This is a genomic window from Hafnia paralvei, assembly GCF_020150375.1.
GTDB lineage: Bacteria > Pseudomonadota > Gammaproteobacteria > Enterobacterales > Enterobacteriaceae > Hafnia > Hafnia paralvei.
Genome location: NZ_CP083737.1, coordinates 2,105,888 through 2,132,293, shown reverse-complemented (window position 1 = coordinate 2,132,293; position 26,406 = coordinate 2,105,888). Strand labels below are relative to the sequence as shown.

The 26,406-nt window shown below is 47.1% G+C and carries 30 protein-coding genes; 11 read left to right on the top strand and 19 right to left on the bottom strand.

All coding sequences use genetic code 11. The annotated features are described in order from the left end of the window. Positions 1-9 precede the first annotated feature (9 nt). The 11 genes from K9N75_RS10095 to K9N75_RS10045 all read left to right on the top strand — a co-directional run bounded on the left by K9N75_RS10095 (position 10) and on the right by K9N75_RS10045 (position 9,082). Positions 10-1,125, top strand: a complete 1,116-nt coding sequence (locus tag K9N75_RS10095; RefSeq protein ID WP_224452548.1) for a 1-propanol dehydrogenase PduQ — start codon at positions 10-12, stop codon at positions 1,123-1,125. Further along, positions 1,118-2,509 carry a 4Fe-4S dicluster domain-containing protein gene (locus tag K9N75_RS10090; protein ID WP_276530427.1) on the top strand — a complete coding sequence of 464 codons (1,392 nt, stop codon included), beginning with the start codon at positions 1,118-1,120 and terminating at the stop codon, positions 2,507-2,509. Before K9N75_RS10095 ends, K9N75_RS10090 begins: the two co-directional genes overlap by 8 nt. A 24-nt stretch (positions 2,510-2,533) precedes the next feature. Continuing rightward, a complete protein-coding gene (locus K9N75_RS10085) occupies positions 2,534-3,091 on the top strand; it encodes a BMC domain-containing protein (protein ID WP_008813233.1) in 558 nt (185 codons plus the stop codon). A gap of 14 nt (positions 3,092-3,105) precedes the next feature. Further along, the gene (gene eutS, locus K9N75_RS10080; protein ID WP_008813232.1) at positions 3,106-3,456 is read left to right on the top strand and encodes an ethanolamine utilization microcompartment protein EutS; all 351 of its coding nucleotides are present in this window, start codon (positions 3,106-3,108) and stop codon (positions 3,454-3,456) included. A gap of 4 nt (positions 3,457-3,460) precedes the next feature. After that, positions 3,461-3,901 carry a EutP/PduV family microcompartment system protein gene (locus K9N75_RS10075; protein WP_008813231.1) on the top strand — a complete coding sequence of 147 codons (441 nt, stop codon included), beginning with the start codon at positions 3,461-3,463 and terminating at the stop codon, positions 3,899-3,901. Position 3,902: 1 nt separating this feature from the next. Then, complete coding sequence (locus K9N75_RS10070) at positions 3,903-5,132, top strand: acetate/propionate family kinase (protein ID WP_224452547.1); 1,230 nt, start codon at positions 3,903-3,905, stop codon at positions 5,130-5,132. Positions 5,133-5,140: 8 nt separating this feature from the next. Further along, positions 5,141-5,959, top strand: a complete 819-nt coding sequence (gene cobA / locus K9N75_RS10065) for a uroporphyrinogen-III C-methyltransferase (protein WP_008813229.1) — start codon at positions 5,141-5,143, stop codon at positions 5,957-5,959. A gap of 15 nt (positions 5,960-5,974) precedes the next feature. Continuing rightward, complete coding sequence (locus tag K9N75_RS10060) at positions 5,975-6,160, top strand: hypothetical protein (RefSeq protein WP_008813228.1); 186 nt, start codon at positions 5,975-5,977, stop codon at positions 6,158-6,160. After that, positions 6,153-7,013, top strand: coding sequence for a GHMP family kinase ATP-binding protein (locus tag K9N75_RS10055; RefSeq protein ID WP_020303797.1), 861 nt, complete (start codon positions 6,153-6,155; stop codon positions 7,011-7,013). The genes K9N75_RS10060 and K9N75_RS10055 overlap by 8 nt, the downstream gene beginning before the upstream one ends. A gap of 161 nt (positions 7,014-7,174) precedes the next feature. Continuing rightward, positions 7,175-7,600 carry a helix-turn-helix transcriptional regulator gene (locus tag K9N75_RS10050; protein WP_224452546.1) on the top strand — a complete coding sequence of 142 codons (426 nt, stop codon included), beginning with the start codon at positions 7,175-7,177 and terminating at the stop codon, positions 7,598-7,600. Between the two features lie 141 nt (positions 7,601-7,741). Continuing rightward, the gene (locus K9N75_RS10045) at positions 7,742-9,082 is read left to right on the top strand and encodes an AppA family phytase/histidine-type acid phosphatase (protein ID WP_224452545.1); all 1,341 of its coding nucleotides are present in this window, start codon (positions 7,742-7,744) and stop codon (positions 9,080-9,082) included. 167 nt (positions 9,083-9,249) lie between these two features. Here K9N75_RS10045 and K9N75_RS10040 read toward each other — a convergent pair whose 3' ends face one another. The 19 genes from K9N75_RS10040 to K9N75_RS09950 all read right to left on the bottom strand — a co-directional run bounded on the left by K9N75_RS10040 (position 9,250) and on the right by K9N75_RS09950 (position 26,400). Further along, positions 9,250-9,885, bottom strand: a complete 636-nt coding sequence (locus K9N75_RS10040; RefSeq protein ID WP_020303798.1) for a helix-turn-helix transcriptional regulator — start codon at positions 9,883-9,885, stop codon at positions 9,250-9,252. 126 nt (positions 9,886-10,011) lie between these two features. Further along, positions 10,012-10,524, bottom strand: coding sequence for a hypothetical protein (locus K9N75_RS10035; protein WP_008813223.1), 513 nt, complete (start codon positions 10,522-10,524; stop codon positions 10,012-10,014). Positions 10,525-10,534: 10 nt separating this feature from the next. Beyond that, positions 10,535-11,428 (bottom strand): hypothetical protein, encoded by an 894-nt coding sequence (locus K9N75_RS10030; RefSeq protein ID WP_008813222.1) that lies wholly within the window; start codon positions 11,426-11,428, stop codon positions 10,535-10,537. A gap of 3 nt (positions 11,429-11,431) precedes the next feature. Next, complete coding sequence (locus K9N75_RS10025) at positions 11,432-12,145, bottom strand: hypothetical protein (protein ID WP_224452544.1); 714 nt, start codon at positions 12,143-12,145, stop codon at positions 11,432-11,434. Further along, positions 12,132-14,696, bottom strand: coding sequence for a TcfC E-set like domain-containing protein (locus K9N75_RS10020; protein WP_039187648.1), 2,565 nt, complete (start codon positions 14,694-14,696; stop codon positions 12,132-12,134). The genes K9N75_RS10025 and K9N75_RS10020 overlap by 14 nt, the downstream gene beginning before the upstream one ends. A gap of 16 nt (positions 14,697-14,712) precedes the next feature. After that, positions 14,713-15,228 (bottom strand): hypothetical protein, encoded by a 516-nt coding sequence (locus tag K9N75_RS10015; protein ID WP_224452543.1) that lies wholly within the window; start codon positions 15,226-15,228, stop codon positions 14,713-14,715. A gap of 53 nt (positions 15,229-15,281) precedes the next feature. Then, complete coding sequence (locus K9N75_RS10010) at positions 15,282-15,824, bottom strand: hypothetical protein (protein ID WP_004090491.1); 543 nt, start codon at positions 15,822-15,824, stop codon at positions 15,282-15,284. A 371-nt stretch (positions 15,825-16,195) separates the two neighbouring features. Beyond that, positions 16,196-17,446, bottom strand: coding sequence for a TadE/TadG family type IV pilus assembly protein (locus tag K9N75_RS10005; RefSeq protein ID WP_039187645.1), 1,251 nt, complete (start codon positions 17,444-17,446; stop codon positions 16,196-16,198). Further along, positions 17,422-17,778 carry a hypothetical protein gene (locus K9N75_RS10000; RefSeq protein WP_224452542.1) on the bottom strand — a complete coding sequence of 119 codons (357 nt, stop codon included), beginning with the start codon at positions 17,776-17,778 and terminating at the stop codon, positions 17,422-17,424. Before K9N75_RS10000 ends, K9N75_RS10005 begins: the two co-directional genes overlap by 25 nt. Positions 17,779-17,793: 15 nt before the next feature. Then, complete coding sequence (gene tadF, locus K9N75_RS09995) at positions 17,794-18,312, bottom strand: tight adherence pilus pseudopilin TadF (protein WP_048797521.1); 519 nt, start codon at positions 18,310-18,312, stop codon at positions 17,794-17,796. Between the two features lie 31 nt (positions 18,313-18,343). Further along, positions 18,344-18,835: a TadE/TadG family type IV pilus assembly protein gene (locus K9N75_RS09990; protein ID WP_008813216.1), complete on the bottom strand. Its 492-nt coding sequence runs from the start codon at positions 18,833-18,835 to the stop codon at positions 18,344-18,346. Beyond that, on the bottom strand, positions 18,835-19,572 hold the full coding sequence (locus K9N75_RS09985; RefSeq protein ID WP_039187643.1) for a tetratricopeptide repeat protein: 738 nt from the start codon (positions 19,570-19,572) through the stop codon (positions 18,835-18,837). Before K9N75_RS09985 ends, K9N75_RS09990 begins: the two co-directional genes overlap by 1 nt. Beyond that, positions 19,559-20,398: a type II secretion system F family protein gene (locus tag K9N75_RS09980; RefSeq protein WP_008813214.1), complete on the bottom strand. Its 840-nt coding sequence runs from the start codon at positions 20,396-20,398 to the stop codon at positions 19,559-19,561. Before K9N75_RS09980 ends, K9N75_RS09985 begins: the two co-directional genes overlap by 14 nt. Next, positions 20,398-21,270, bottom strand: coding sequence for a type II secretion system F family protein (locus K9N75_RS09975; protein ID WP_008813213.1), 873 nt, complete (start codon positions 21,268-21,270; stop codon positions 20,398-20,400). Before K9N75_RS09975 ends, K9N75_RS09980 begins: the two co-directional genes overlap by 1 nt. Before the next feature lie 3 nt (positions 21,271-21,273). Next, complete coding sequence (locus K9N75_RS09970) at positions 21,274-22,554, bottom strand: TadA family conjugal transfer-associated ATPase (RefSeq protein WP_008813212.1); 1,281 nt, start codon at positions 22,552-22,554, stop codon at positions 21,274-21,276. Continuing rightward, a complete protein-coding gene (locus K9N75_RS09965) occupies positions 22,554-23,666 on the bottom strand; it encodes a tight adherance operon protein (RefSeq protein ID WP_114445591.1) in 1,113 nt (370 codons plus the stop codon). The genes K9N75_RS09970 and K9N75_RS09965 overlap by 1 nt, the downstream gene beginning before the upstream one ends. A 12-nt stretch (positions 23,667-23,678) precedes the next feature. After that, on the bottom strand, positions 23,679-24,182 hold the full coding sequence (locus tag K9N75_RS09960; RefSeq protein WP_008813210.1) for a hypothetical protein: 504 nt from the start codon (positions 24,180-24,182) through the stop codon (positions 23,679-23,681). Then, positions 24,179-25,582 carry a type II and III secretion system protein family protein gene (locus tag K9N75_RS09955; protein WP_175319966.1) on the bottom strand — a complete coding sequence of 468 codons (1,404 nt, stop codon included), beginning with the start codon at positions 25,580-25,582 and terminating at the stop codon, positions 24,179-24,181. Before K9N75_RS09955 ends, K9N75_RS09960 begins: the two co-directional genes overlap by 4 nt. Next, complete coding sequence (locus K9N75_RS09950) at positions 25,579-26,400, bottom strand: SAF domain-containing protein (protein WP_020303802.1); 822 nt, start codon at positions 26,398-26,400, stop codon at positions 25,579-25,581. Before K9N75_RS09950 ends, K9N75_RS09955 begins: the two co-directional genes overlap by 4 nt. Positions 26,401-26,406: the final 6 nt, after the last annotated feature.

The following is a 26,406-nucleotide window of genomic DNA, read 5'->3' as shown; positions in this document are numbered from 1 at the left end:
CGAGGACACATGAAGACTTTTTTCCTGCAAACACGCATTTATAGCGGGGAAGGCAGCCTGAAAGCGCTGCAACGCTTCCATCAGCAAAAAATATGGATAATCTGCGATGGTTTTCTGGCGACGTCACCTGTACTGGACAACCTCAAGCAAGCGATACCGGCTGACAATCATATAAGCCTGTTCAGCGATATCACCCCAGATCCCAGCATCGCCACGGTGGTTAAGGGGATTGAACAGATGCAAGCGCTACGCCCCAATATTGTCATTGGTTTTGGCGGTGGCTCAGCGTTGGACGCCGCCAAGGCCATTGTCTGGTTTAGCCGCAAACAGGGGCTGGAGATAGAAACCTGTATCGCCATCCCCACCACCAGCGGAACAGGTTCGGAAGTCACCAGCGCCTGCGTGATAAGTGATCCGGAAAAAAGTATTAAATATCCTCTATTTGACGATGAAATCTATCCAGACATCGCCATTTTGGATCCGTCGCTGGTCGCCTCCGTGCCACCGGCCATCACCGCGAATACGGGGTTAGACGTGCTGACACATGCGCTGGAGGCCTATGTGTCACCGCATGCCAGCGATTTTACCGATGCCTTAGCTGAAAAGGCCGTACAACTGGTATTTCGCCATCTGGCAACCGCCTGTCGTAAAGGCGATTGCATGATCACTCGCGGTAAAATGCACAATGCCTCAACGCTAGCTGGAATGGCATTCAGTCAGTCCGGTTTGGGGATCAATCATGCTATTGCCCATCAATTGGGCGGTCAATTTCACATTGCGCACGGGCTGGCAAACGCCCTGCTGCTGGCACCGGTGATTCGCTTTAACGCTATCGATACCCGTGCACGTAAACGCTATGCACGGATGGCAAAACTGTGTCACTTCAGCCCAGCGAATGCCGACGATCGCGCTGCGGTTAATCAGTTAATTCACCAAATAGAATTGCTGAAGCGCCAATGCGGAATACCTCAACCGCTGACCGCAATGAAAGTCACCGAACGCCAGTTGCAACAGCGTATTCCAGACATGATTGCCGCCGCTCAGGCCGATGTAACGTTGCGTACGAATCCGCGTCCTGCTGACGACAAGGACATCCGTGGCATTATCGAGGCGCTTTATGAATGATATTCAACTATCAGATGCCCACGCGCTGAGTACGCCCCCCGCCTATGGCGAACTGATGCAATGCGATGCGGCGACGATCCAACAGCGCGTGCGCGATGCTGGGGTGGTGGGCGCGGGTGGTGCGGGCTTTCCCACCGCGGTGAAACTTCAGGCACAGGCGGAGATTTTTCTGGTCAATGCCGCCGAGTGTGAACCGATGCTGAAAGTGGATCAGCAACTGATCCCTCGTCAGGCGGCACGACTGGTTCGTGGCGTGCTGTATGGCATGACCGCAACCGGTGCGCGCGAAGGCATTATTGCGCTCAAAGCCAAATATAAGCAGGCGATTGCGGCGCTAACCCCGCTGCTACCTGCGCAAATTCGGCTGCATATTTTACCCGATGTTTATCCTGCTGGGGATGAAGTGATCACCATTTGGTTGGCGACAGGTCGCCGGGTTCCTCCGGCCGCCCTGCCGATCAGCATCGGCGTGGTCGTGAATAACGTACAAACGCTGCTCAATGTGGCTCGCGCGGTCGAGCAACAATGGTCAGTCACTCGCCGCACCTTAACGGTCAATGGCGCGGTGGCTCGACCGTTAACCCTGACAGTACCTTTAGGCACGCCGCTTAGGGACGTGCTGGCGCTGGCCGGTGGCACAACTGTTCCCCATCCGGCTTATATCAACGGCGGCCCGATGATGGGTCATGTGCTGCATGATCTCGATCAACCCGTCACCAAAACAACGGGCGGACTGCTGGTGCTGCCCGCCGATCATTTGCTGATCACCCGTCGCGCTCGTAGCGATCAAGACGTGCTCGCTATTGCCCGCACCGTCTGCGAGCAGTGTCGCATGTGTACTGAACTGTGCCCGCGCCACCTTATCGGCCATGAATTACCGCCGCATCTGCTGGTGCGAGCCATTACCTATCAACAAGTTGCTACGCCCGACATCTTACTGAGCGCCCTCACCTGTTCAGAATGCAGCCTGTGTGAAAGCTATGCCTGCCCGGTCGATATCTCGCCCATGCGCATCAACCGCCTGCTTAAAACACAGCTACGCGCCCAAGGAGCCCGCTATCAAGGAGAGCTACGAGAAGCCGACCCGATGGCAAATTACCGCATGGTGCCGATATCACGCCTGATTGCCCGTTTGGATCTCACCGACTGGTACCAAGCCGCGCCGTTTAGCGAGGAAAGCTATCTGCCTCAACAGGTCATTTTACCACTGCGCCAGCATATCGGTGCCGCGTCTGAAGCCGTCGTCACCGTGGGGGAGCACGTCGTGCAAGGCCAGTTGATTGGACAAATCCCCGATAACGCCTTGGGCGCACCACTCCATGCCAGCATCAGCGGCGTCGTGACGGCCATCAGCCACAGCGCCATCACGATTAGTCGGGACTGACTGCGTTTTTAAAGAGGAATGTGCATGTCACAAGCCATTGGAATTGTTGAATTAAGCAGTATTGCCAAAGGGATGGAAGTCTGCGACCTGATGCTGAAAAGCGCCAATGTCGACCTGTTGGTAAGCAAAACACTGTGCCCTGGCAAATATTTGCTGATGGTGGGTGGCGATATCGGCGCGGTGAATCAGTCGGTACAAAATGGTGAGCGACACAGCGGCCATTTATTGGTCGACAGCATCGTTTTGCCCAACCTTCATCCCTCCGTGTTACCGGCTATCAGTGGCCTGAATACGGTAGAAAACCGTCAGGCCGCAGGCGTGGTAGAAACGTGGAGCGTGGCGGCCTGCATCACGGCAGCCGACCGTGCGGTCAAATCCGCCAATGTCACTTTGGTGCGCATCCATATGGCGTTTGGTATCGGTGGCAAATGTTATCAGGTGCTCAGTGGCGATATTGCGGATGTGCAGACTGCGGTAGAAGTGGCCAGTCAGTGCGCCGGTGAAACTGGATTATTGGTTTATAGCTCAGTGATCCCGCGTCCCCACGAAGCGCTGTGGCGTCAGTTAGTTCAAGAGGCATGATGGAGGCCAACATGATGGAAGCGAATAATCCCCCTGAGCGCGTGATCCAAGAGTATGTACCGGGTAAACAAATCACTCTCGCGCATCTGATCGCTAACCCAAATAAAGCGCTTTATAAAAAGCTCGGGCTAAACGATGTCAGCAGTGCCATTGGCATTTTGACGATCACGCCGAGCGAAGCTTCGATTATTGCTAGCGATATCGCGACCAAATCCGGTGCCGTCGAGATTGGTTTTATTGACCGTTTCACGGGAGCAGTGGTGTTCACCGGCGATGTTTCAGCGGTGGAATATGCCCTGAAACAAGTCATCCACACGCTGGGTGACATGATGAAATTTACTGCCTGCCAGATGACTCGGACCTGATGCTATGCAACGCATCATGTTGATTGGCCCCAGCCAGTGCGGAAAAACCTCGTTAATTCAGCGTTTGCGCGGAGAAACCCTTAATTACCAGAAAACTCAGGCCATTATCTGGCAGGACAATGCCATTGATACGCCCGGAGAGTATTTGGAAAACCGGTGTTTATACAGTGCGTTATTGGCAAGCGCCTGTGAATCAGATGTCGTGGGGTTGGTACAAAACGCCGATGCCACTCAAAGTTGGTTCGCCCCAATGTTGGCGCAGGTTTTCAACAGGCCAGTGATTGGCATCATCAGCAAGGCTGACACAGTTAGCCATGCAACACAGTTGGACTGGGCGGCGGATTGCCTCGCTCAAGCCGGTGCAGAGCACATTTTCATCACCTCGTCGCAGACCGGCGAGGGGCTCGCTGACCTTATGACCTATTTGAATCATTCTGGAGAGTAGTATGCCCGGTAAAATTATGGCGATTAACGCCGGCAGTTCTTCGTTGAAATTTCAGTTGTTTTCTATGATAAATGAGCAGACTGGGCAACAGGACGAGCAGGTTCTGTGTCAGGGACTTATTGAGCGCATTGGTATGGATGATGCCATATTTAATCTGCGGGTCGGTGATGTGAAATGGCGGGAAACGCTCCCCATTGCCGACTGCCGTCAAGGGGCTGAATACCTGCTTAAAGCGCTCATTAAACACAATGTCATTGAGTCGCTAGATGAGATCGTCGGCGTAGGTCATCGCGTCGCCCACGGCGGTGAAGCCTTTGCCGATTCGGTATTAATCACACCGCAGGTGCTGGATAAAATTGAGCAGCTAAGCACATTAGCGCCCTTACATAACCCCGTGAATGCCTTGGGCATTCGGGTATTCCAACAGGCTCTCCCACATGCCTACTCGGTAGCGGTGTTTGATACCGCATTCCATCAAACACTAAGCCAGACCTCGTACCTTTATGCGCTGCCATGGCGCTACTATGAGGAACTGGGAATTCGCCGTTACGGCTTTCACGGCACCAGCCATAAATATGTCAGCACGGTCTGCGCCGAGCGCATGGGTCGCCCTTTGGAATCGTTGCGCTTAGTATCCTGCCATCTTGGCAATGGCTCAAGTATCTGCGCCATTGCCAACGGACGCTCGGTCAATACCTCCATGGGTTTCACCCCACAGGCCGGTGTCATGATGGGCACCCGCAGTGGTGATATTGATCCTTCCATTTTACCGTTTATTCAGCAAACGGAGGGAAAAAGCTCAGCCGAAGTTAACCACCTGATTAACAACCAATCGGGCTTGCTGGGTATCTCCGGTATTTCCCACGATTATCGCGACGTAGAGCAGGCCGCTCACGACGGTAACCCGCGCGCAGAGGTGGCTTTAGCATTATTCGCCGAGCGGATCCGCGCCGTGATAGGCAGCTATATTGTGCAACTGGGTGGGATTGACGCGCTGATCTTTACCGGTGGCATTGGTGAAAATGCCCGCAACACACGTCAACAAATATGCCGCGACTTAGCATTTCTTGGGATTGAACTGGATGAAGATAAAAACCTTAAAAATCAGGCTTTCATTCAGCAGGATCATGCTTCTGTGCACATCGCCATCGTCAATACCAACGAAGAATTAATGATTGCTCGCGATGTTCTGCGTGTGGCGCTTAACCTTCCGATCCTCACTACACAATGAGGGATAATATGAGAAGTGGTAAAGTTTGGCTCGTGGGAGCAGGCCCTGGCGATGCCGCGCTGATTACGGTAAAAGGCCTGCACGCCATTCGTCAGGCAGAAGCCTTGGTGTATGATCGGCTTGTGTGCGCAGAACTACTGGCAGAAGCCCCTGACGGCTGCGAAATGATTAATGTGGGAAAAACACCCAATAACCATTTGGTGCCGCAGCCACAAATCAATCAAATCCTAATCGATTGTGCCCAGCGCGGCCTGAACGTAGTGCGGTTAAAAGGCGGCGATCCCTATGTGTTCGGGCGTGGAGGAGAAGAAGCTGAAGCGTTAGCGCTGGCAGGGATTCCGTTTGAAGTGGTGCCGGGGATCAGTTCCGCTATCGGCGGGCTAGCCTACGCGGGTATCCCTGTCACACATCGTGACTATGCTTCTGGGTTCCACGTGGTTACCGGCCATTTGAGGCAAGGCAATGAACCGCAGGACTGGGCTACACTGGCAAAATTGGAAGGCACTCTGATTGTCCTGATGGGAATGACACAGTTGTCCACCATTTGCCAGCAACTGATTGCCGGAGGCAAAGCCCCAACAACGCCCGCCGCGGTGGTCATGTATGCCAGTCACCAGGAACAGAAAATCGCCAGTGGTACTCTGCTCACGTTAGCCGATCAAACATCAGCGCAGGGATTATCCGCTCCGGCATTGATTGTTATTGGTGATGTCGTGAACCTGCGCGATACTCTCGCATTCACGCCACAGGCGTTGTCGCTGAACGTAATCCCTGCGCTGATACCCGATATCATTGATGGGAATAGCAATCTACTACACAGTCAATAGAGGTAGCACGTGGTAATGAGTCAACGAGGTGGAAATGTGCTGGGAATAGCAGTGAAAATCAAGGCTAGCGCAGAAAACATCGTTGATACCGTTGCCCATTATCCCGCGCTGACGCGTGATCGCTTCCAAGCAGCCATCAAAGATACGGTAGATAGATTACCTTTAGCCAACGTTTTACTGCGGGGAGCCCACCATGGCTGAAGCTCGCTGCCCCGCGTCCTGTGGCGAATTGATTCAGGGCTGGATACTGGGGGGAGAAAAACTCATCTCCTGCCCAATCAATTGGTTCAGCACCGTATCGGTCACCGACGGATGCCCAGACGACCTTGAACGACCGCGGATGCGACAAATGCTAAAGGCGGTGCTAGCTTACTTCGACCAGCCTGCGGATATGGCGCGAGGCCTGCATATCAGTTTCGACTCCACGATTCCGGTATCCAAAGGCCTTGCCAGCAGTACGGCTGATATTGCTGCTACTGCACTAGCAACGGCTCGTCATCTGGGAGAAACGCTAGACGAGACAACCATTGCGAATCTGTGCGTCCGTCTTGAGCCCACCGACAGCACCGTGTTCCATCAATTAACATTGTTCGATCATCAAACTGCCGCCACGCAGATTTCGTACGACTGGCAGCCCTGCGTGGATATTCTGCTGCTAGAAAGCCCAAATACTCTGAATACCGAAGATTATCACCGTCGTCATCGTTTGCCCGCGCTGCAGGCAAGCGCCCCATCGTTAATGCAAGCATGGCAGCTCTTTACGCAGGCCGCCGAACACCATGATTACGCCCTGCTCGGACAATCCACCACCCTCAGCGCCAAAGCCAGCCAGCATTTAGTGGTCAAGCCGGATTTTCCTACCCTGTTAGATTTAGTCGAGGATCTGGACTTATATGGGCTCAACGTTGCACACAGCGGTAGCGTAGTCGGCTTACTGCTGGACCGCCAGCGCCACGACGTTGAACAGCTATACTGGCAGCTACGACAGCGTAAAATCCATCAAAACTATCCAAACCAACATCTGTTAACGATGGTCCCTGGCGGAGTGCGATAGTCCTAAACGCGGTGATTCATCCGCGCAAAAATCCTCTGTCACAGTCAGCTCGTTCATTTTTTCTAAACTTATTGTCTTCAATAACTTGATATTTTGCATAGTGTACAATCGATATAATACTGACCATAAACTAATTTTAATTTAGCCTATAAGGTCAGCATATGAACAAAGAAAAATTTGTCACCCAAAGCTTCCCTACCGTAATAGGTTGGATTAATGAAAACCTCTACCGAGGAATAAAAGCAGACGATGTTATAAAAATAACCGGTTATTCGCGCTCCTATTTTCTGCGTGAATTTCAGCTAAGCCAAGGTGTTAGCATTTCATCCTTTATAAGAGAAAAACGATTAACAGCCTCTGCAGAAATGCTAGCTCACACCAATATGAAAATTTGCGAAATTGCCCGAGAATTAGGTTTCCCAAGCCAAAGCACCTTTTGTCAGATATTTAAAAGTTATTTTAATATGTCACCGACAGAATTTCGTTATCGCTCAATTTACCAGCGTGAAGGATTTGAGCATGAGAATTTACATACCACCCGCACATCAAGTGATGTGTGCTGCGGATCCCGCATAAAGCGAGGGTAAAACAATGTTCCCGCTGTGATTATGGCGTATATTAGCGTGGATGCAGATCCTCTCCGCTGATAAGTTTTTGATTATGTGTACTATTAATCCTAGACTCAACGGTGAATCTGCGTAACATCCAAAATAATAAAGAGGCTGTAAATGACAATCTCTCTGTTTAACCGTAATAAACCCGCTATTGCACAGCGTATTTTATGTCCTCTGATCGTGGCTTTATTCTCAAGTTTACCGGCATACGCCAGTGATACTGCTCCTTCTGGGTTCCAGTTGGAAAAGGTTGTTATCCTAAGCAGACATGGCGTACGCGCGCCAACCAAAATGACACAAACGATGCGCGACGTCACACCTCACCAGTGGCCTGAATGGCCGGTAAAACTCGGCTATATCACGCCACGTGGCGAACATCTGATTAGCCTGATGGGCGGTTTTTATCGAGAACGACTCCAGCAACAAGGCTTATTATCTAAGGATAACTGTCCTACACCCGATGCCGTGTATGTTTGGGCAGACGTCGATCAACGCACACGTAAAACCGGCGAGGCCTTCTTAGCGGGTCTTGCTCCCCAGTGTGATTTAGCGATCCACCATCAGCAAAACATTCAGCAGGCCGATCCGCTGTTCCATCCTGTGAAAGCCGGTATCTGTTCGATGGATAAATCACAGGTACGCACCGCCGTTGAAAAACAGGCAGGCGCACCGATTGAGACGCTCAATCAACGCTATCAAGCCTCTTTAGCGCTGATGAGTTCGGTACTCGATTTTCCAAAATCCCTCTATTGTCAGCAGCACAACATTGGCAAACTCTGCGATTTTTCACAGGCGATGCCTAGTAGGTTGGCGACAAAAGACGATGGTAATAAAGCGGCTCTCGAAGGTGCCGTAGGACTTTCATCGACGCTGGCTGAAATTTTCCTGCTGGAACACGCTCAAGGGATGCCTAATGTGGCTTGGGGGAATATTCACTCTGAGCAGCAATGGAACTCTCTGTTGAAATTGCACAATGCGCAGTTTGACTTGATGTCCCGCACGCCTTATATCGCTAAGCATAACGGTACTCCACTGTTACAAACCATTACCCACGCACTGGGAGCTGATATCGCGAGTCATCCACTGCCAGATATTTCTCCAGACAATAAGATTCTGTTTATTGCCGGTCACGACACCAATATTGCCAATATTTCTGGCATGTTAGGGATGACATGGACACTCCCTGGACAGCCAGATAACACGCCTCCAGGTGGAGCTTTAGTGTTTGAACGCTGGGTAGATAAAGAAGGGAAACCGTATGTTAGCGTGAATATGGTGTATCAGACGCTAGCACAGCTGCACGACCAGACGCCGCTAACGTTGCAGCACCCTGCGGGCAGCGTACGACTAAACATACCGGGTTGCAGCGATCAAACGCCCGATGGCTACTGCCCGCTCTCCACCTTCAGCCGCTTAGTCAGCCACAGCGTCGAGCCTCCATGCCAGCTTCCTTAACCCGCTTGCTGGTAGGCTATGCAAATAGCCAAAGCGTAATATTAGGGCAAGTACACCGATGAGCTCTTGGCGAAAAAACTCATTACGGTGCACTTGCCCAAAGTATTTCGTCTTCTTCCCCCTTCCGTGCTTTTTTACACAGGTTGAACAGAACGCTTGATTCCTGCTTAGGGCAGAAAACAAACCTTAGACTGGTTAGTAACCTGCAACGTTGCGCGGCACAAAATAATCAGTTCGGCGTTGCTTTTGATATTAAATTTTCGCATCACCCTACGTTTATGCGCGCTGACAGTTTTTACACTCAAACCTAAAATATTCGCAACACGTGCCAGCGTAAAACCATAGGTGATATAGCTTATGATCTTAATTTCCTGCAAGGAAAGCTCCACGCTCGAGCAACTGCGGCATCCCTGACGACAACCGTGCAGTCTATCCGTCATGACTCTCGCTCGAGCCCAAGCATAAATAAACTTTTTAGCCAGCATGTTAATCCGCTCTGTGCGATGAATAAACATTGTATTATCGAAACAGTGTGGTCGCGATGACAGTTTCAGCATCTGTATATCTCCTTCATAAATACTGATAAGTAAACTGCCTAATTTACGCCCGACTAATTCTGGATGACAAAGCGTTTCAGCTCCTGCTGGAAAAACACGGACAATAATATCGGCCTTCGATAGACTTTTCTCTTGATGTAATAAATTGATTTTTTGATCTGTGTGAAGCCCAATTATTTCATTTAGAAAATGTAGCAATCCAAACTTATAATATTCGTTCCTGTCATCTACAAATACGTTAATCACTAGACAAGCTCCACGGGTAATACACAGCATTATCTTGCTCAGTCAACAAAATAAACGGCTTATTTCCCTGTTATTTCAATCACTATCACTTGGGTATTTGAGCGCGGTTCAAACACCCAAATAAGGTTATACCGAAGGCGTGACAATAACCTCATAGGTGCCGCTATACGTTCCCAAAGGATAAGTTTCACTACGTTTTGCAGAGGTAAACTGCACCTTAACCCCTTGTGAAGGATCCGGAATATCCTGTACTGTCGGATAAACCGCCTGGTTATTCAGGGGATACGACGCCGATACGTCCCCCCCATTGACTCGGATCCATGCTGGGTTAATCTGCATCGCGTCCCCATTCTCTGAAATCAGCTGATTTGCTACTGGGGTTTTCAGTGACAGAGACACCGCACTCGCATTACCAACGAAGTTAAACGCTGGTGTAACGCCGTACATATAGCCATTTTTATCATTAAGCTGCAGGCTAATTGAGCCGTTGGTTACGTCATTACCCGCCACGTAGACCCGCACGCTGGTACTTATTTCAGCCTGTAAATCAATACTGGTTCTCACCGGGATCGCCGCCTGCGAAGAACTTACGCCTATCAACGCCAGTGCCAGCGTGGTTACCACTAAAGAATCTTTCATCGGTTTATCCTTAACTATTCGGCGTAATAACGGCCGTCAACGTATCAATCAGTCGTGTACCCGCAGCTAGCCCTCGGGTTGCCTTACCACTCAGCGAGAATTTGATATCCACCCAATCCACCGTCGCGGTTCCGCTGGGTAGCGTTCCTCGATATTGAAAGCCGGGTTCTATTTCACGCCCCGCTATGCTTATTTGGTAAGGAATTAAGTTTGCTCCCACCGAAGACCTGAGTTGATAGTGGCTGTCTTTTTGCTGCGTTGACTCAAAAGTCACACTATAAGGCAGTGGCTCATCGCCCGACTGCAAAGTTTTAGCCACTTTCAGGCGGGCAGTGGCGGTGGCATCATTCAGTTCTCCCACCAGCCCCAATGACAATGCGGGTTTATCAAATGTGGCCTCAATCGTCGCCGATTCAGTCTGCAGTGCCGTCAGATCCAGATAGATTGGATAGCTCTCGCTGCCTCCTCCGTCTTCAATGTTAAAATTCACGTTGCCTATCTGCACTCGGGGAAATGAACTCGGTAGGGTAAACGAGCGCTCCCGTTTAAAAGTACGATTCACGGCTCTCACACCTACGCGTTTTTCACTCGCCGGTGGAGCAAACGTCACCAGGTCGCCACATACCACCTGACGTTCATCCATAAAAAACTTCAACGGGAAACGCAGCGCGCCAAGCATTAAATCACCGCCTTCACAGCGTCCGCTGCCCGCAGGAGAAACCTGTAGCGTCAGCGATTTATCGGCGGGTTGACGCACAGTAAGCGTATCCGTGCCGCTCGCCTCGCTAATCCCTTCATGCAACATGCGGATCGAACCGTTCGACTGAGGTTGTATTACCCATGATCCCGCTAAAACATAGCTAGACTGGAACAACGCTAGCGCTAATAACATCGGGGACTTCATGCATCACTCCTTAAGCTGACATTTCTCATAGGAATAGAGCTTGCCATCCATGTTAAACGCCAAATTACTGTTCACAGTGAGTGCTCGCGTATGCTCTGGATAAACGTTGAATACGGCTTTGTCTTTGCGCCCGTCAATCACCAAATCGCGCATTTCACTGCGTACGTTACCTGTCGCCGTGAGTGTCCACTGGTTACCTCTACAGCTAACAGCCAAACCTTGGGTGCGTTTTCCCTCCGGCAAATAACGCAGCAACACGTCATAACCAATAGCAAAACGGACTTTACCTTTATCAATTTCTTGCTCTGGATAGCTAGGACGTATGCGCAAACGATATAGTGTCTCTCGTTCAACCGGCTTCAGTGGCATAATTCTGACTTTGCGCTCTTCGCCAAAAGGAATAATCAATTTAGTGGGCGAAAACACCAGCGTAGGATCCTCTGCACCAAGCTCTTTAACCATGTTTTCTTTACTATCACCAGGGTTAGTAATATGGAAAAGCTCTAGCGTCACGAATTCATAGCTCTTATTTTCTGACTTGGTGGTATCAACGCTATCAACTGCCCGATACATCGATTTAACGGTCACATAGTTGTCACGCGGTGACTCTTGCTTAATGTCTTTAATGATGGGAAATACTTCAATAGCCTGTGAAATATTCGTAGACGTAAGCAAAGCTATTCCCAGTGGCAACATTGCCAATTTATTCAGTTTCACAATTAACCTCACGTATTTGCATAATGCCTTGAGTCATTTTGACGTTCGAATTATTTAGCGGGCAGATATAGCTCAGCCCTTCTTTACTCACCTTCAATTTTTCTAACTGGCTCTCGGTATCTAGCGTAAAATCACCAACAAATAATCCTTCGGCATCGGTCATCGCATTACCGCCCACCACGCGAGCGTTCGCCAACGGCACTCCGTCGAGATAGAGGCGACCGGTGACAGTCTGGTTTTTTGTCGCATTGACTTTGACGTGATAGACCTGCCCCGGCATGGCCCAAGTAGAAGACGATTGGGTCGAGAGGTTGTAAAACGCGTTAGTATCCGTGGTATAAACCTGTTCCGCTTTTGGAGATATTTTCTGGTATGGCTGAATAGTCAGCGTTGTTTTTTTCCCTCCCTCTACCACTACCGGTTCATTACCACGGTTACGCACCTCGAAATATTGATCTTCAGGTAACGAACGGGCATCCACAATAAGCGCTGCGGTATTATCCACTTTGCCATAACCAAACTCGCCGTCACCAATAGCAAAGCCGCTACGCTGCGAAAGATACTGCTGACTGTAATGGTTATTGCCAAAAGACTTGGATACGCCAACGGCGGTATAGCCATAGCCGTTATCCATCACCAGGCCAGCACCGCTGTTATTCTCACTATTAGGCCCATGATTTACGCTGGCATTTACCGTATATTTCCCACCGCGGTCGAATTCTGGGTTATCCAGATTCAATGCATAATCTGCACTATAAATATTTTGTTTACCGCCCTCATCGCTCATGCGTGAACGTAAATAGAGGGATTGGTAATGGTTATAACTGCGCTCACGCATTCCCAAGGTAAACTGCGCAAATATTTTGTCTTCTGCCGTCGTATTGTGGGAATATCGGCTGGTCATCTCGTTAATGCCACGGTGATAGCCAAGATCGACACGCAAATTTAAATAATCCGACAAGGTAAAGTCACGATTTAAATTTACGTCCCAACTTTCAAATTCCGTCTTATTTTGGCGGCCATAATCCTGATAGAGGGTATTCAGACCAAAGTTAATCCCTAACCCAACGTTCCACGGCAAAAAAGTATTGGCGCCAAATTGTAAATATTCAAAATCGTAAGCGGGCACTAGGCCAAAGCGATGATAATCTTCTTCATCCCCTTTGAAACGGTTGTCGCGATAACTCACATTCATGCTCAGGGCATACAGGTTTTTCATTAACCCAACCTGATAGCCGGAGCTACCGTCAAGCCCCATCACGCCATCTGCATAGAGGCGTTCCGCAAACCAGCTATTGATCGGCAAGTCTAGGCTGGCATTAGCATAACCATCCTCGTTGTCCATCAGAAAACCACTGCCAAGAGAGACCACTGAATCGGTGGTGTACCCTAACGACAGCCCAGCAAAATGGCTTTGACGAGAATAACGATCGCGATCATTCCCATCTATGTCGCACTGGCGGCAGGAATAACGATTAGACGAAAACTGCCCCTGATGATCGTCATAGCGACCTAACTGAACCGCATACTCCAGATCGCCAGAGCGAAATGAGCCATTACGTTTCAAAAAAGGCTGGAGCTTCTCCTCGCGGCTGCCGTTAACCAGCTTGGATACCAACAAAACATCATAGCCACCAGACGGCCACCCTTCGGTGTTTAAGTGCTGCAAGCCCGCAGGAAACTGCTGCAGATCAATTAAACGCCCGTTACGATACACCTCAACCGTGCCTGCCTGTGGTAGATAGACAGTGACGGGTGAGGCCGCACCGTCACCAGGATTGAGGTAGTTATCGGTCATATACCCCAACGAAATACCGTCAAAGCTAACAGGATTAAAAAAACTGTAGGTCACCGAAGGCGTACTCGATATTAGATTATCGCTCAATCTTTGCCGGCCAGCTTTAAAACGGGTGTTTTCGTGTTCCAGATACAGCGCCAATTCATCAAGATTAAAATCAATCTCTTTGGAATAACTCCATGCTCCTTTAACGTAGCTGTTGCCCGTAATATTGAGCGTGTCATTTGAAGATAAACTCAGGCTATCGCCATAGGTATCAGAGAGATAATTAAGATTATGACTATGCACAAAACCGGGGCGGTTACGGTGTGGAATATAGGTTCTGTCATAAGCCTTGTCTCCCGTTTTAAACAGGGAGGCTGGAAAAATGAGATGCAATGAAGCGTCTGATTCATTTACCGTCGCTACAATCTCATCTTGAGAAAAACCCTGCTTATTCACCCGACGCAAAGGGGCTGAAAGTTTCTTGAGCAACTCCGTCTGAGAGACATTCAGCGCAGGCATATCCACGGCGGTTATTTGCTCAACAATCACCTGTGGCGACATCAGAAAAACATCGTTTTGATCGTACTCAACGCCAATGGAGCCGATTGAGGAATCCGCATAAATAATGTCAAGCACTCCACTTTGCTTGGCGTTAAAAATGTCTTCAAACCCTTCAGGCAGTGGAATCGAAGAGGCCATTAATGGGGTAAATGCACAGCCGAAACCGACACCAAGAATAACAATGCTGGCAGTTATTTTATTATTCATTATTCTCTGTCTCTATCTATAAAATAGGCATTACGATTAATGTAAATGTATTCGCGTATTTACCCTTGGTGTAATTCCCAGCCAAAAACTCAGAAATAAACTTAACCTTAAAACCATTGGAGGTTGTCGCCTGGCTAATATTTTTTAACACAGGAAGCCGCAGTTTTTTAGTAGAATCCGTTTCGCCTCCTTGATGAATAAAACTCCCATCCAAATTAATATGTGTGTTCCCACCAAAAACCTGTGGTAGCACAAACTGATTTTCTAAAAAAACAATCTCAGCATTATCAACATTGCCTATCAGATGAAAGAAACTCGACGTATTTTCAAACTTCTGAGAAATACCATTAATAGGTAATGGGAAATCAAATTCTTTTCCATTAAGAGGTCTATCTTCATAATACAGCGCGATTCTTGCTATCGACTCAGCAAAGATATCCAAATCAACCTGAGAATTAGGTATTGAAAAAACTGCCTGACTCCATAACAACAGCGCGGCGACAATACCAACGACACAGTTATTTTTAATCATGTTTAAAACAGGGCCAGCCTAACGCTGACCCTGACCTGATTTAATAAAGAATATTAAGGTTTAGCATTTACGTTAGCGTATACAACGCCGGTGTAGTTGCCTTGACCCAGTGCGTCATACTTTTTATCTGAAACAAATTTAAACATCAGTGGCAGTTCACCATGTGTACCGTTTGCATTCAGGGTGTAATCTTTTGAATCACCAGATGCGGCAAATTCTTGGCTGCCCGCAGCGGTAATCGTACTGATTTTATAAGTCATATCATTAAGTGTGCCGCCCTGAGTGCTATACAGAGTAAACGCATCACCGGTGACAGACTGGCTATCATCCAAAGTCAAAGCGACTTCCAGCTTGGTTACGTCATTATTCCACAGTTTTAACGCGGTGGTTTGCGCCTCCATGTAGCCTGACGCCGCTGGTGTTAGTTCTACGTCCATATCCGTGATAGGACGGCCACCCGGATCGGTAATGGTTGCACTATCAGGAACGTTCGCACTGACGTTGAACTTAGTATCATAGCTTGCTGGCGTCGATGCCATTGCTGAAGCAGACATTACAAGACCAGCCAATACAGACAACATAGTTTGAGTTTTCATTAAAAATTAAATCCTTGTTATAAAAAATGAATCTTTAAACGGGATAACGTCATACACGATAAATAGCGTTAATGGATGACACCATTAAATACACTAATCGGAGGTATTGTTGATAATGCCATTCCGTTTTGCTGCGTAATGAACAGCGCTCGATGAATACTAAAGATCTTGCGCACACTGTAATACCGTACAATGACGCGATGTAAAGTTCCCTATTACATATTTGCTCTTTAATAATCATGACCCGCTACATTACGGAGGCCATAGTAAATTTTTGCTAAAATAAATTCTTGAAAAAAATCTCAGTTTTCCTCACAAAGCATCAACAGTAATTATGTCCATAGCAGTGAGAAAGATAAAATCAGATGAAATTAATTATCTTTAAGAATATTATGCCCAACTTCTTCAAACACGGCTCGGCGGAGATCTTCCTCTAACTCATCAATGGTTTGAGGTAAATAAAAGTTTTTATCTCCAACGCAGCTTTTCCAATCTACCGTTGGATAATAGGCAATGCCAATAAATGAAATTTTTCCCACTGACTCATCCGTACTTAACACCTGTCTAATTTTATCGCACATGCCCGCGTTGATAAGATTCGGCGTAATCATCACATTTTTGGGATCATCAGTACCATCCGAAACAATGACCATAACCTTGCGTGAGGCTGTACCTGAGGCTAAATAAGGTACGCCAAGCAACACGCCAGAGCTAACCAAAGTTCCTCCTTCGGCACTCATGCCATTAATTTGATTTATTTCAGCAAGGCTGCTGGTCAACGGAACTTTCCAAGAATGACTGTTGCGTAGGCAGGTACTCCCGTTAACGTTGGAAAGTGGGATCTGAATATCATGAACTGGATTCGGTATTGCTGCTACGCTGCCTGAAATATCGATGTATTTCTCTAATGCCTTGTAATTTCCGCCTGCTAATATATCCGAGGGAACTGGCCCATGACTCACGAACGGAAAATCACAGTCTGTCCCCTCTTTGCCTCCCCAGCCAAAAGGGACAAAACCAACTTTATTATCGATATTGTAGGAAAATAGCTCATCTGAAAGCTTTAATACAATGCGTTTTAGTTCGGCTAATTTGGTACTACCGCCAAAACCTTCGTTCATCGAACCTGAAAAATCGGTAACAAAGATAACGTCCATGTTGGAACGAAACTTACGTGCTGCCCCGTTATCACCAATAACGACCTGCTTGTCAAAACTGGGGAAGAACGTAGAAGAAAACCACGAATCCTGAAGCGTTTGCCCACTCACCCGATATTCTACATACGATAAATTCTGGTTATTGGGTGAAATACCACTTTTCACAATCACGGTGGGTTTAAAAACATCCACATCGTGACGCATATAGGCACGGAAATAATCGCTCGACAGCGTATAATTTCGCTGTGCTCCATCACCGTTATCCTCTGCCGTTAATGCCAACGCGGCTTGCTCCATGGCATCAGAGAGCCGAGCTCGCTCAGTAATATAGCGTGAACCTTCCAGCCCAAACGCCGCCATACTGAGCAAAAATCCCGACATCATGACAAAACTAATAGCAAACGCTCCACTGCGATCCTGTTTAAAGCGTCGAATACTGGCTAACAGTGGTTGCTGCATAAACATAGTTGCTCCTTATTATTTAAGGTTCCGCGACTGCCCGCTTTATTGTCATTAAAACAAATAAGATAAGGTAAAGGACCAGGGCGATATTTCGCCACGGCCTTCCCCGTTCGGTCATGGATATATTTTATTTCCCCGATAAACTCCGGCCCTGCGGGGTTAATATCGAAAACCTCAATTTTCATTCGTGCTCTAAACGTTGGGCTCAAATAAAGCATCTGGTTTATTTCATCGATTAAGTTCGACTGATTTGGTTGAGCCGAATCGATAAATATCACCGCCTGTTGCTGTGCAGCATGAAGAGGAAACAGAAGCCACAGCAGGCTCAATAACACACCAAGCCTCATCATCTAGCGCAGCATCACAATGGAGAATGAAGACATCACAGGCTTTTCCTCGCTCGACGTTAGACGGGTAAACCAGCTAAACGTAGGCAGACAAACGGTTACCTGATAGAGCGGCACCCATCGCCCATAGCTACCGCGTGGCGTCAGTTGCTGCAATTGATTAAGCGGCTGCGGTGGCAGACATTGCCCCGAGCTGCCACTGTCCCAAGACTTATACAGCTTGATCTGCTTTCTATCGTCACCTAAACGAATAGGATCTTCGAAATGCATTTCTTCAACATGCATGCTCATCTGTGAAAGGTCGATCGTGCTGTTCATATCTGTGAGTATTCGTCTCGCTAAATCGGCAATGGCATTAACGTCTTGTTGGTTCAACGTTTCGCGTGCGTCATAGAGCTGGATCCGCTCACGCAAAATACCGGCAACTGAATAAGAAACACGATCTAACTTCCCAATTGTTGCCTGACGAATCACTAAATCCGTCAGGAAGAAAATAAAGAAGATGAGCGCAATCGAAATCATGACAAACTCAACCGATACCGAGGCTCGCCTGTCAGTCCATAAACTTGGAACGTTCATATTCTTGAACAAAAATCACCTCGCGATTTAATAAGTTGTTGGCCCAAATATCGGGAAAGGGGAAGAACATAGGATGGTATTGATATTCCAATTGATAACGCGCTAAAGGCTTATACCGCGAGTCACCGCTGGTGCCGCCTGTATCAGTCATTTCTCGAATAGAACCGGCATAGGTAATATTCATCGTGACGGCGTCCGGCCGAGTTAGGAACCCCCAAATAGCACCGCCTTGCTCAGTAATGCGCTTTTGGAAACGATTGTCGTAACCTCCATCATCGACGGCAGAGGCATTTTTAGACTCTTTGGCAGCCTCCGAAACAGCCAAATCAATTACCGCAGAGATATAAGACAGCCGCGCGATCTCGGCGACAAACAGCACCAAGAAAATAAACAGTATTACCGTCAAAGAAAATTCAATTGAGGCTGCGCCCTCATTATCTCTGATAAAGCGTTTGCGTAATGCCATTACCCCATTCCTTTTTCTGTCGGATTAATCATGGCCAGCGCATCAATCAACTCGTCGCTACGCTCCGATAATCCTTCATTTATAATGATATCTCTGGCATAGCGGCGATCGCCGACCTTAACCAACGACAGTACTAGGTTGTGGAGCAGCTGAGACTGCTTGCGCCCACGTAAATACTGCGGCAGCAACAAGCTGACGGCATCCTGATAGCGATGATCCAACACCGCCACCATGGCCATATTATTAATAGCCACATCATCAGCGATAAACAGGCTGCGAGCCTTTTCGATAGACTGCAATCCTTCCGTTAGCTTACCTGACTGTGCCTGAGCCACACCTTTCAGGTTATAAGCCTCCGCACTTTGCGGTTCGCGTTGTAACATTTTTTCAGCCACTCTGATGGCCTGCGGATAGTCACCTAGGGCAATCATATTTTGTGCTTGCAACGTATAAACGTTTAGGTCCGGTGTTTTAAACAACGGCTGCATAAAGTAGAGTGACGATTTGTAATCACCTGATTGATAGTAATAGCGTGCTAATTTAAGCCGTACCGCTGGATCTTCTTTTTGCTTTAGCCAACTACGATAAAGATTAATTAATCCGTTATAGTTTTTTGCCTTGAGCAATATATCTTCCCGGTAATTCATATCGCTGGTAGAGCTAGGCACTCGTTGAATACATCCTGATAATAATGTGGCACACATCAGCGCTATAACGATATGTTTAGAAATGTGCATTTTGCATAATCCTTAGAATGCCTGGTGCGGCGATTAAAATAGTAATAGGGAACATGATGAATAGAATTAGCGGCACACTCATTTTGGCGGATAGCTTGCCTATTTTCTCTTCCGAATTCAGTAGCTGCATGTCTCGAATATCTTTCGAAAGCTCCATCAGATTTTCATATAGCGATGTGCCATAGTGCACACTCTGCTGTAGGGTGGCACAAAACATGCGCATTTCCGTCATATCCATCGAACGATAGAGATCCATTAATCCTTCTTCCAACCCGCTCACTTCGGCACGTTTAACGAGATGCAACATTAAATCCGCTAGATTTTTATCGAGATCGGCTGAACGTTCAGCAATAAATTTCACCGAGCTTTCAACCGTCATGCCCGCCTGCACACACACAGCAATGAGATCGACAAAATAAGGCAACGCATCCAGCATCAACTTAATACGAGTATTAATCGCTGGATTTAGCATCATGGCTGGCAGCACCAATACAATCATAAAAATAAAAAGCATGATCATGGCTAGCGCTTTCATACTGATGGAAAAGATACCAACAATATTTAGAACCAGTAATACCCCGCCAATCACGCCACAAATACGCGCTTTGAGAGGAAGGCTTTTTTCTAAATCATTAAGAAACGTTAGCCACTGGCTGTTACTTATAATCAACGCTCGATAATCGATTGTTGAATACTGATTCTGTTGCTTACTCTCAGCCTTAGGCGCGACAATTTCCCGCTGTTTTTTCCAATACTGCTGATGGCGTATTGCCAATAGCACCATGAAAATACCTAAAAGCACCATGACTAAATATGACATCACCATTAAAGTGCCCTTCTTAACAGAATCCAGATAATGATCATGCCAATCGCCTCACTGGCAATCACATAATAAAGAATGAGTCGACCTACAGGATCGTGAACGACAAAGTCAAAATTCTCAGGACTGAAATATTTCATTCCACAGAAAAACAGCAGCGGTAAAGATGCAACGATTTTGGCCGATGTCCTCGCTTCAGAGGTCATCGCCGATTTACGCCGAGCCATATTTTTGCTGTTGTTCACAATCCGCGATAACCGCCCCATTAACGTGCGTAGCTGCCCACCATGCTGAAGGCTCACCAACATCACCACGACAAAAAAATAAAACTCACGATAGCGATAGTTTTCCCACGCATCGTTGAAGACACGCTCGGGATCTTCTCCCAAATTCAAGCGGCGATCGATGCGATGAAATGTGACGCCCAAATCGCCATCAATTCCTTCTCCGCAACGATGTAAGGCCTGATGAATACTGTTACCCGCAGAAACCGCGGCATTGACCACGGAGAGGATTTCAGGGAAACGGTCTTCAAAATATCGGCGATGCAGGCTACGACCGATTCTCAATTGGGCAATAAACATCACCATTAGCGTTATTGGCAGGAAAAACATCACGTCAAACTGCAGCCAATTAGCGTTAAGGAATAACAGCACTAGCAAAAGTATTAGAGCCACCATCGCGCCTTTCATTCCTTTAAGGCTTAAATCACCTAACGCATATCGCTTCCACTCCAACCATAGATTCGTCACATAATTTATGATCAACGACGGCTTTGGATTCGCGTGACTCTTTGACGCAATCTTGGTCAATTTTCGCCAGTTAAATAGATTAACGCAGAAGATCGCTAGACCAATAAATAGGATCAGAAAAGCCATTCCTTACTCCATGCCGAATATGTGTTTTAGCTCATCACTAACATCAAACATCACCGCATTGCGCATGACGGTAGAACGCATTAAAAGACCATGATTAACAAACTCACCTTTAATTTTTCCATTTTCATCACGCTCTGATTGACTTTGGAAGGTAAAAATATCCTGCAAAATAACCCTATCTCCTTCAATACCCATAACCTCACTAATGTTCATTATTTTTCGACTACCATCATTTAATCTCGATACTTGAATAATAATGTTAATTGCAGAAACGATATTTCGGCGTATCGACTCCATTGGGATATTCATCCCAGCCATCATCACCATATTCTCCAAACGAGAAATAGCATCACGTGGATTATTTGCATGCAACGTAGACATAGATCCATCATGCCCGGTGTTCATCGCCTGCAGCATTTCGAAGGACTCTTCACCACGACACTCACCGACAATTATTCGATCTGGTCTCATCCTAAGTGAGTTAATCAGTAAGGCTCTCATGGTGATTTGACCGGTATTCTCCACCCCGGCTAAACGCGTTTCCATTCTCAATACGTGGGGCTGCATCATGCGCAACTCTGCCGCATCCTCCATCGTAATAATACGTTCACTTGGATCGATATATTTTGACAGCGCATTCAGAAGCGTGGTTTTACCTGAACCAGTTCCCCCGGAGATAATAATGTTCACTCGACAGCGGGCGGCAATAATCAGGAAATTAGCCATCTGCCCGCTCATCGCCCCCATACGAATGAGATCGGATAACTCGATGTTACTTTTTCCAAACTTACGAATAGAAATCGAGGTGCCATCAAGCGCAATAGGGGGAATTGCGACATTCAAACGGCTGCCGTCATGCAGCCGAGCATCAACCAGAGGCCGCCCTTCATCAAGGCGCCGCCCCACCTTTTGAACTAAACGTTTAGCAATATCAGTCAACTGATTATTATTAATAAAGCGGCACGTGGTCAGCTCCAACTTACCAAAACGCTCTACGTAAATACTTTTCGGCCCGTTTACCAAAATATCACTGACGGTCTCATCTTCTAGCAGAGGCCTTAATGGGCCGTAGCCCAAAATTTCATCAGCCATCATTTCAGCAAAAGCATTCTGAGTTTGGGAGCTCAAATAGATATTTTGCTGCTCCGCTACGCCCTCCAGCACACGATTCATTTCCGCGAGTAGCTGAACACGATCCTCAACCAAGGCTTCGATAGTATTGATTTCGATATTTTGTAAAACGCCTTCACGTAGCACTTCTTGAATTTCAATACTGATATCCATTATACCTCCTGACGTTTCTTCAACAGGCGATTAATCAACGAGCCCTTATTACCTGATGTTCCGCCAAGAATTAAGCGGGTTAAACGATCGATAGGGGCCGCTTTGCGGCTAAACCCCGCTAAACGCGTGACACCGTCTTTTTGTTTGTTATAAGGAAAATGCACGTCCAGCGGACGCCCCAACAACGACTGAATATCTTCCATGCTCAGCATATTCATGGTGAATGGCCTGCTGTCATTCAGGCAGATAAACAATCTACGTGGGGCAAGCTGGGAGCGATTTAATGAATCAATGACCTCAATCATGCCACGAGCCACACGTACAGATGCCATGGAGCGATCCATCACTAAAACCAGACAGGATGAGCTTTCAACTAATTGCCGTAGCGTCTCTTTATTTGCCGTATTTATCGCTTCTTCAAACAATACAAAGTTATATTTCTGAAAACTGTCCTGCGAGAGATCGGGATAAAACGCGCTACTACTACTCATCAGATCGAGTTTTTTTTGCCCCGCAACAATCTCCTGCACCATTTTCTTGCCTGTCAGTAAATCAAGATCGCGAGACCCGGCTGCGCCTTGCACAAATAAGGATGGCATGTCCCGTAACTGAACAATATTGCTGATAGTTTGGTAAGCAATGGAACTATTTCCCACCCCGCCTTTACAGCCCAAAATGCTAATACTGACTGCCCAGCGAGTGGCTTTAAGATTGGTTCCTGAAATCGCTGCCTGCACAAATAACTCACGCTGAGAGTTCAAATTAAAATATTGAATACCCTGGCGTAAAAAGGCCTGCGCTAGCATGATAGAATCACTATCGCCCACGACACAGCACCATACCCCTCGTGGAACCATCGCTAAAATCGTAGGTACAATATCTTCAATATATTCCTGATGGCCTATATCAATGACGATGCCATAGTCTTTTTCAGAAATAGTCAGCGTCTTTGTCGCATGTAAATCTTGCAAAACGCTTTCTACCTGATTAAAACCCGCCAGTCTTATCAGTTGGCTCAATTCCTCATTGATAATCTTACGTGAAGATAAAACATAAAAAGCCTTCTCATTGAGAGATGACTTCACATCACCCTTTTGCGGGAATAACAGCATGCTTGCTCGTCCTCAGAAATAATATTTATATGGACTAACTAATGAAGAACCGAGATTATTATTCAGTGCGCATCCCGTATCGTCATAAAGACTAAATTTATAATTCTGCGCCAAATAGCGACACTCGGGTAATTGCAGCACTATTTTCTGGACATGAGCCTGAATACCCGACGCTTGCTGTGTTCTATAACCACCGCCGGTATACGCTAGTGTGATACGTTCAGGTACAATACCCTTGGCAATTAACTCATGCCTTATCTGTTTAGCTGTTGCTGAAAAATTATCATCGAACCATTCAAGACGAATGTAGCCATTGAATCCGCCGCTGGCCTGACTCAATATTTTTCCGATACCAATCTCTTTTGAAATTTGATCGCTTGAGGCAATCTCAATGATCTGCTCTGTTATTTGCGGAGAACCCTGTTTATCCAACTGGCTTGCCAAGCTTTGGGATGTGGTTAGCAGCAGCGATACAACGAACAGTGGCGTGATGAACCGGTGTTTTGAGAGCATCATTTAATAAATCCTCCCTGTTCTACAAATTCCTGTGCCAGTTTTCTATCACGCAAATTGCTGATGGCATCAAAATTTAAAAAGCGGCTCAGCGTAGACGTTCGTTGAAAATCAGGCATGACAATGTCGCGCATGGTGACGGGCTTAACCAGATTCACTGTCGCCACTACCACCAATTCACCGCGTGAACGCTCCGTTTTAGCATTTCTAAATAACGCCCCAAGGATAGGGACATCGCCAATGAACGGCAGACGAGAAAGCTCTTCGCGCTCGTTATTACTAATCAGTCCACCTAAGAGGAAACTTTCACCATCAGCCAACTCAACGGTGGTTTTTGCTCGTCGAGTCTGGAAGGCTGGGAATGAATCGCCCGCATTAGTGCTATAGGTACTATCGACATTGCTGACCTCTTCGCCCAAAGTAACGCGTATCCGCTTGTTACTGCTGACTTTAGCGCCTACATTCAGTTTGATCCCAAAGTCCTTGTACTGAACGTTAGAGCCGTTTGCTGAGCTTGTAACCACAGGGACTTCGCCGCCGACCAAAAATTCTGCAGATTCACCCGATAGCACCGACAAATTCGGTTCTGCCAATACGCGCGCTACCGAATCATTGCTGATGGCATGTACCAATGAACTGAGCGTATCAGCGTTAAATTTCACAAAGCGGAAAGTACCTGGTGTGATATTCCCGCCACTCCCGCTAATAGTGCCCCAATCAATTCCTACGTTATCGCTGAAAGTTTTCGTTACCTCAACAACAGAGAGTTTCACGTTAACCTGATTTGTCATCGGCAGCTTTAGCTGGTTGATGACCTCTTGATAGACCACTTCATCCAACCAAGAATTACTATTCTCACCGTTTCCGCCACTCCCTCCATTCGTGTTGGCTACCTCTTTCTTATTGGTGGTGCGCGTCGCCCCAACACCCTCACCAACAATCTGATAAACACGATCGCGGTCTTCTTCAGTCGCGACACTGCCGCTGAGGATATAAGTCTTCCCCATTTTCTGCAGGGTGATCTGACTGTCTGGCACTAAGCTAGCCACCTTTTTTTGCAACGAACTTAAAATGGGATCAACGACAAGCGTCGTTTTTACTAGCTGATCGCCATTCTTGTCGAATGCAATAAGATCGGTCTTGCCTTCACTCTTGGCATACACCATCACCCCGCGCTCACCGATAATTTCATAATCGGCAACCTTGGGAGCAGAAATGAAAATAGTATCAATATTTCCATTCACTTGAATAACCTGAGATTCACCCGCATCCATATAAAGCTCCTGAGCGCGGGTATGCACAGAAAAAAACAATCCAGCGATACCAAACAACCACAACGCTCCGATGCCGGCACGCCCTGTTTTACTATGTGTTTTTCGCTGCTCCGTTAAGCTAAAACTCACTCTCCACCTCTCAACTCTTTAACTGAATTAAACTGGGGTAAAACCTCATCCATTCGTATTTTCTGGTTACTCTCATCCTCATATTCGTCAAATGGGAATAACAACAATTCACCGGCTTTCTCAACCACCTTAAGTTCAGCAAGTTGCTGGCTATCCAGTCTCAATACGATCGTTCCCACAAAATCCTCATTGCTATATGATTTCGTTTTCTCTTTAGGGATCTTTTTAATATCAACAATAGATAGCGGCCCCATCACTCGGCTAATCGCATATCGTTTCATATTGGCATCAGGAATATTGCTCCCTTCCGTTACCAGCCCAACGCTATTTTTTTTACTTTTATCAACCTCAATCAAACGAAGATAAAGAGAAACCTCATCGCCAATTGATAGCGATGATAGAAGATAATCATCTTCAGGCTTGACCTTATAAGAATAAGGAGTCTCATTGCTTCTCAATGAATGAGCAGCAAATGTCGAGCTACTTGGCGACTCAACCATATGAGGTAAAATAAAGCTGCCATTGGAAATATTGTGCCTAACTAAGTATCCCTGAAGATCTCCGTTATCTAATGAGGAAATATCACGACGATCTTTTATATCTTGGGCAACCTCAATAGAGGTTAGTGTGTAATCATCACGCTTTAAGATGTCATAAGGTTTTAGTTCTCTCACTGCCTTAGCAACCGTAATCGTGTTTACGGCAGTAATGGCATCTTGCTTAACCTCATTCTCCGGTGTTTTCTTTTGAACAAAAATACCAGCAATACCGACGGCAATAACAATAATTGAAAGAAAAAAAAGCATTCGATGATTCATTGAGAT

Bases quoted from the DNA above. Each gene is read 5' to 3' on its own strand.
- K9N75_RS09970 (WP_008813212.1), bottom strand. From the start codon at position 22,554: ATGGATATCAGTATTGAAATTCAAGAAGTGCTACGTGAAGGCGTTTTA.
- K9N75_RS09975 (WP_008813213.1), bottom strand. From the start codon at position 21,270: ATGGCTTTTCTGATCCTATTTATTGGTCTAGCGATCTTCTGCGTTAAT.
- K9N75_RS10045 (WP_224452545.1), top strand. From the start codon at position 7,742: ATGACAATCTCTCTGTTTAACCGTAATAAACCCGCTATTGCACAGCGT.
- cobA (WP_008813229.1), top strand. From the start codon at position 5,141: ATGAGAAGTGGTAAAGTTTGGCTCGTGGGAGCAGGCCCTGGCGATGCC.
- K9N75_RS10010 (WP_004090491.1), bottom strand. From the start codon at position 15,824: ATGAAAACTCAAACTATGTTGTCTGTATTGGCTGGTCTTGTAATGTCT.
- K9N75_RS10050 (WP_224452546.1), top strand. From the start codon at position 7,175: ATGAACAAAGAAAAATTTGTCACCCAAAGCTTCCCTACCGTAATAGGT.
- K9N75_RS10035 (WP_008813223.1), bottom strand. From the start codon at position 10,524: ATGAAAGATTCTTTAGTGGTAACCACGCTGGCACTGGCGTTGATAGGC.
- K9N75_RS10090 (WP_276530427.1), top strand. From the start codon at position 1,118: ATGAATGATATTCAACTATCAGATGCCCACGCGCTGAGTACGCCCCCC.
- K9N75_RS10085 (WP_008813233.1), top strand. From the start codon at position 2,534: ATGTCACAAGCCATTGGAATTGTTGAATTAAGCAGTATTGCCAAAGGG.
- eutS (WP_008813232.1), top strand. From the start codon at position 3,106: ATGGAAGCGAATAATCCCCCTGAGCGCGTGATCCAAGAGTATGTACCG.
- K9N75_RS09965 (WP_114445591.1), bottom strand. From the start codon at position 23,666: ATGCTGTTATTCCCGCAAAAGGGTGATGTGAAGTCATCTCTCAATGAG.
- K9N75_RS10015 (WP_224452543.1), bottom strand. From the start codon at position 15,228: ATGATTAAAAATAACTGTGTCGTTGGTATTGTCGCCGCGCTGTTGTTA.
- K9N75_RS09960 (WP_008813210.1), bottom strand. From the start codon at position 24,182: ATGATGCTCTCAAAACACCGGTTCATCACGCCACTGTTCGTTGTATCG.
- K9N75_RS10095 (WP_224452548.1), top strand. From the start codon at position 10: ATGAAGACTTTTTTCCTGCAAACACGCATTTATAGCGGGGAAGGCAGC.
- K9N75_RS10070 (WP_224452547.1), top strand. From the start codon at position 3,903: ATGCCCGGTAAAATTATGGCGATTAACGCCGGCAGTTCTTCGTTGAAA.
- K9N75_RS09980 (WP_008813214.1), bottom strand. From the start codon at position 20,398: ATGGTGATGTCATATTTAGTCATGGTGCTTTTAGGTATTTTCATGGTG.
- K9N75_RS10075 (WP_008813231.1), top strand. From the start codon at position 3,461: ATGCAACGCATCATGTTGATTGGCCCCAGCCAGTGCGGAAAAACCTCG.
- K9N75_RS10060 (WP_008813228.1), top strand. From the start codon at position 5,975: ATGAGTCAACGAGGTGGAAATGTGCTGGGAATAGCAGTGAAAATCAAG.
- K9N75_RS10055 (WP_020303797.1), top strand. From the start codon at position 6,153: ATGGCTGAAGCTCGCTGCCCCGCGTCCTGTGGCGAATTGATTCAGGGC.
- K9N75_RS09950 (WP_020303802.1), bottom strand. From the start codon at position 26,400: ATGAATCATCGAATGCTTTTTTTTCTTTCAATTATTGTTATTGCCGTC.
- K9N75_RS10030 (WP_008813222.1), bottom strand. From the start codon at position 11,428: ATGAAGTCCCCGATGTTATTAGCGCTAGCGTTGTTCCAGTCTAGCTAT.
- tadF (WP_048797521.1), bottom strand. From the start codon at position 18,312: ATGATTTCGATTGCGCTCATCTTCTTTATTTTCTTCCTGACGGATTTA.
- K9N75_RS10005 (WP_039187645.1), bottom strand. From the start codon at position 17,446: ATGTTTATGCAGCAACCACTGTTAGCCAGTATTCGACGCTTTAAACAG.
- K9N75_RS10020 (WP_039187648.1), bottom strand. From the start codon at position 14,696: ATGAATAATAAAATAACTGCCAGCATTGTTATTCTTGGTGTCGGTTTC.
- K9N75_RS09990 (WP_008813216.1), bottom strand. From the start codon at position 18,835: ATGGCATTACGCAAACGCTTTATCAGAGATAATGAGGGCGCAGCCTCA.
- K9N75_RS09985 (WP_039187643.1), bottom strand. From the start codon at position 19,572: ATGCACATTTCTAAACATATCGTTATAGCGCTGATGTGTGCCACATTA.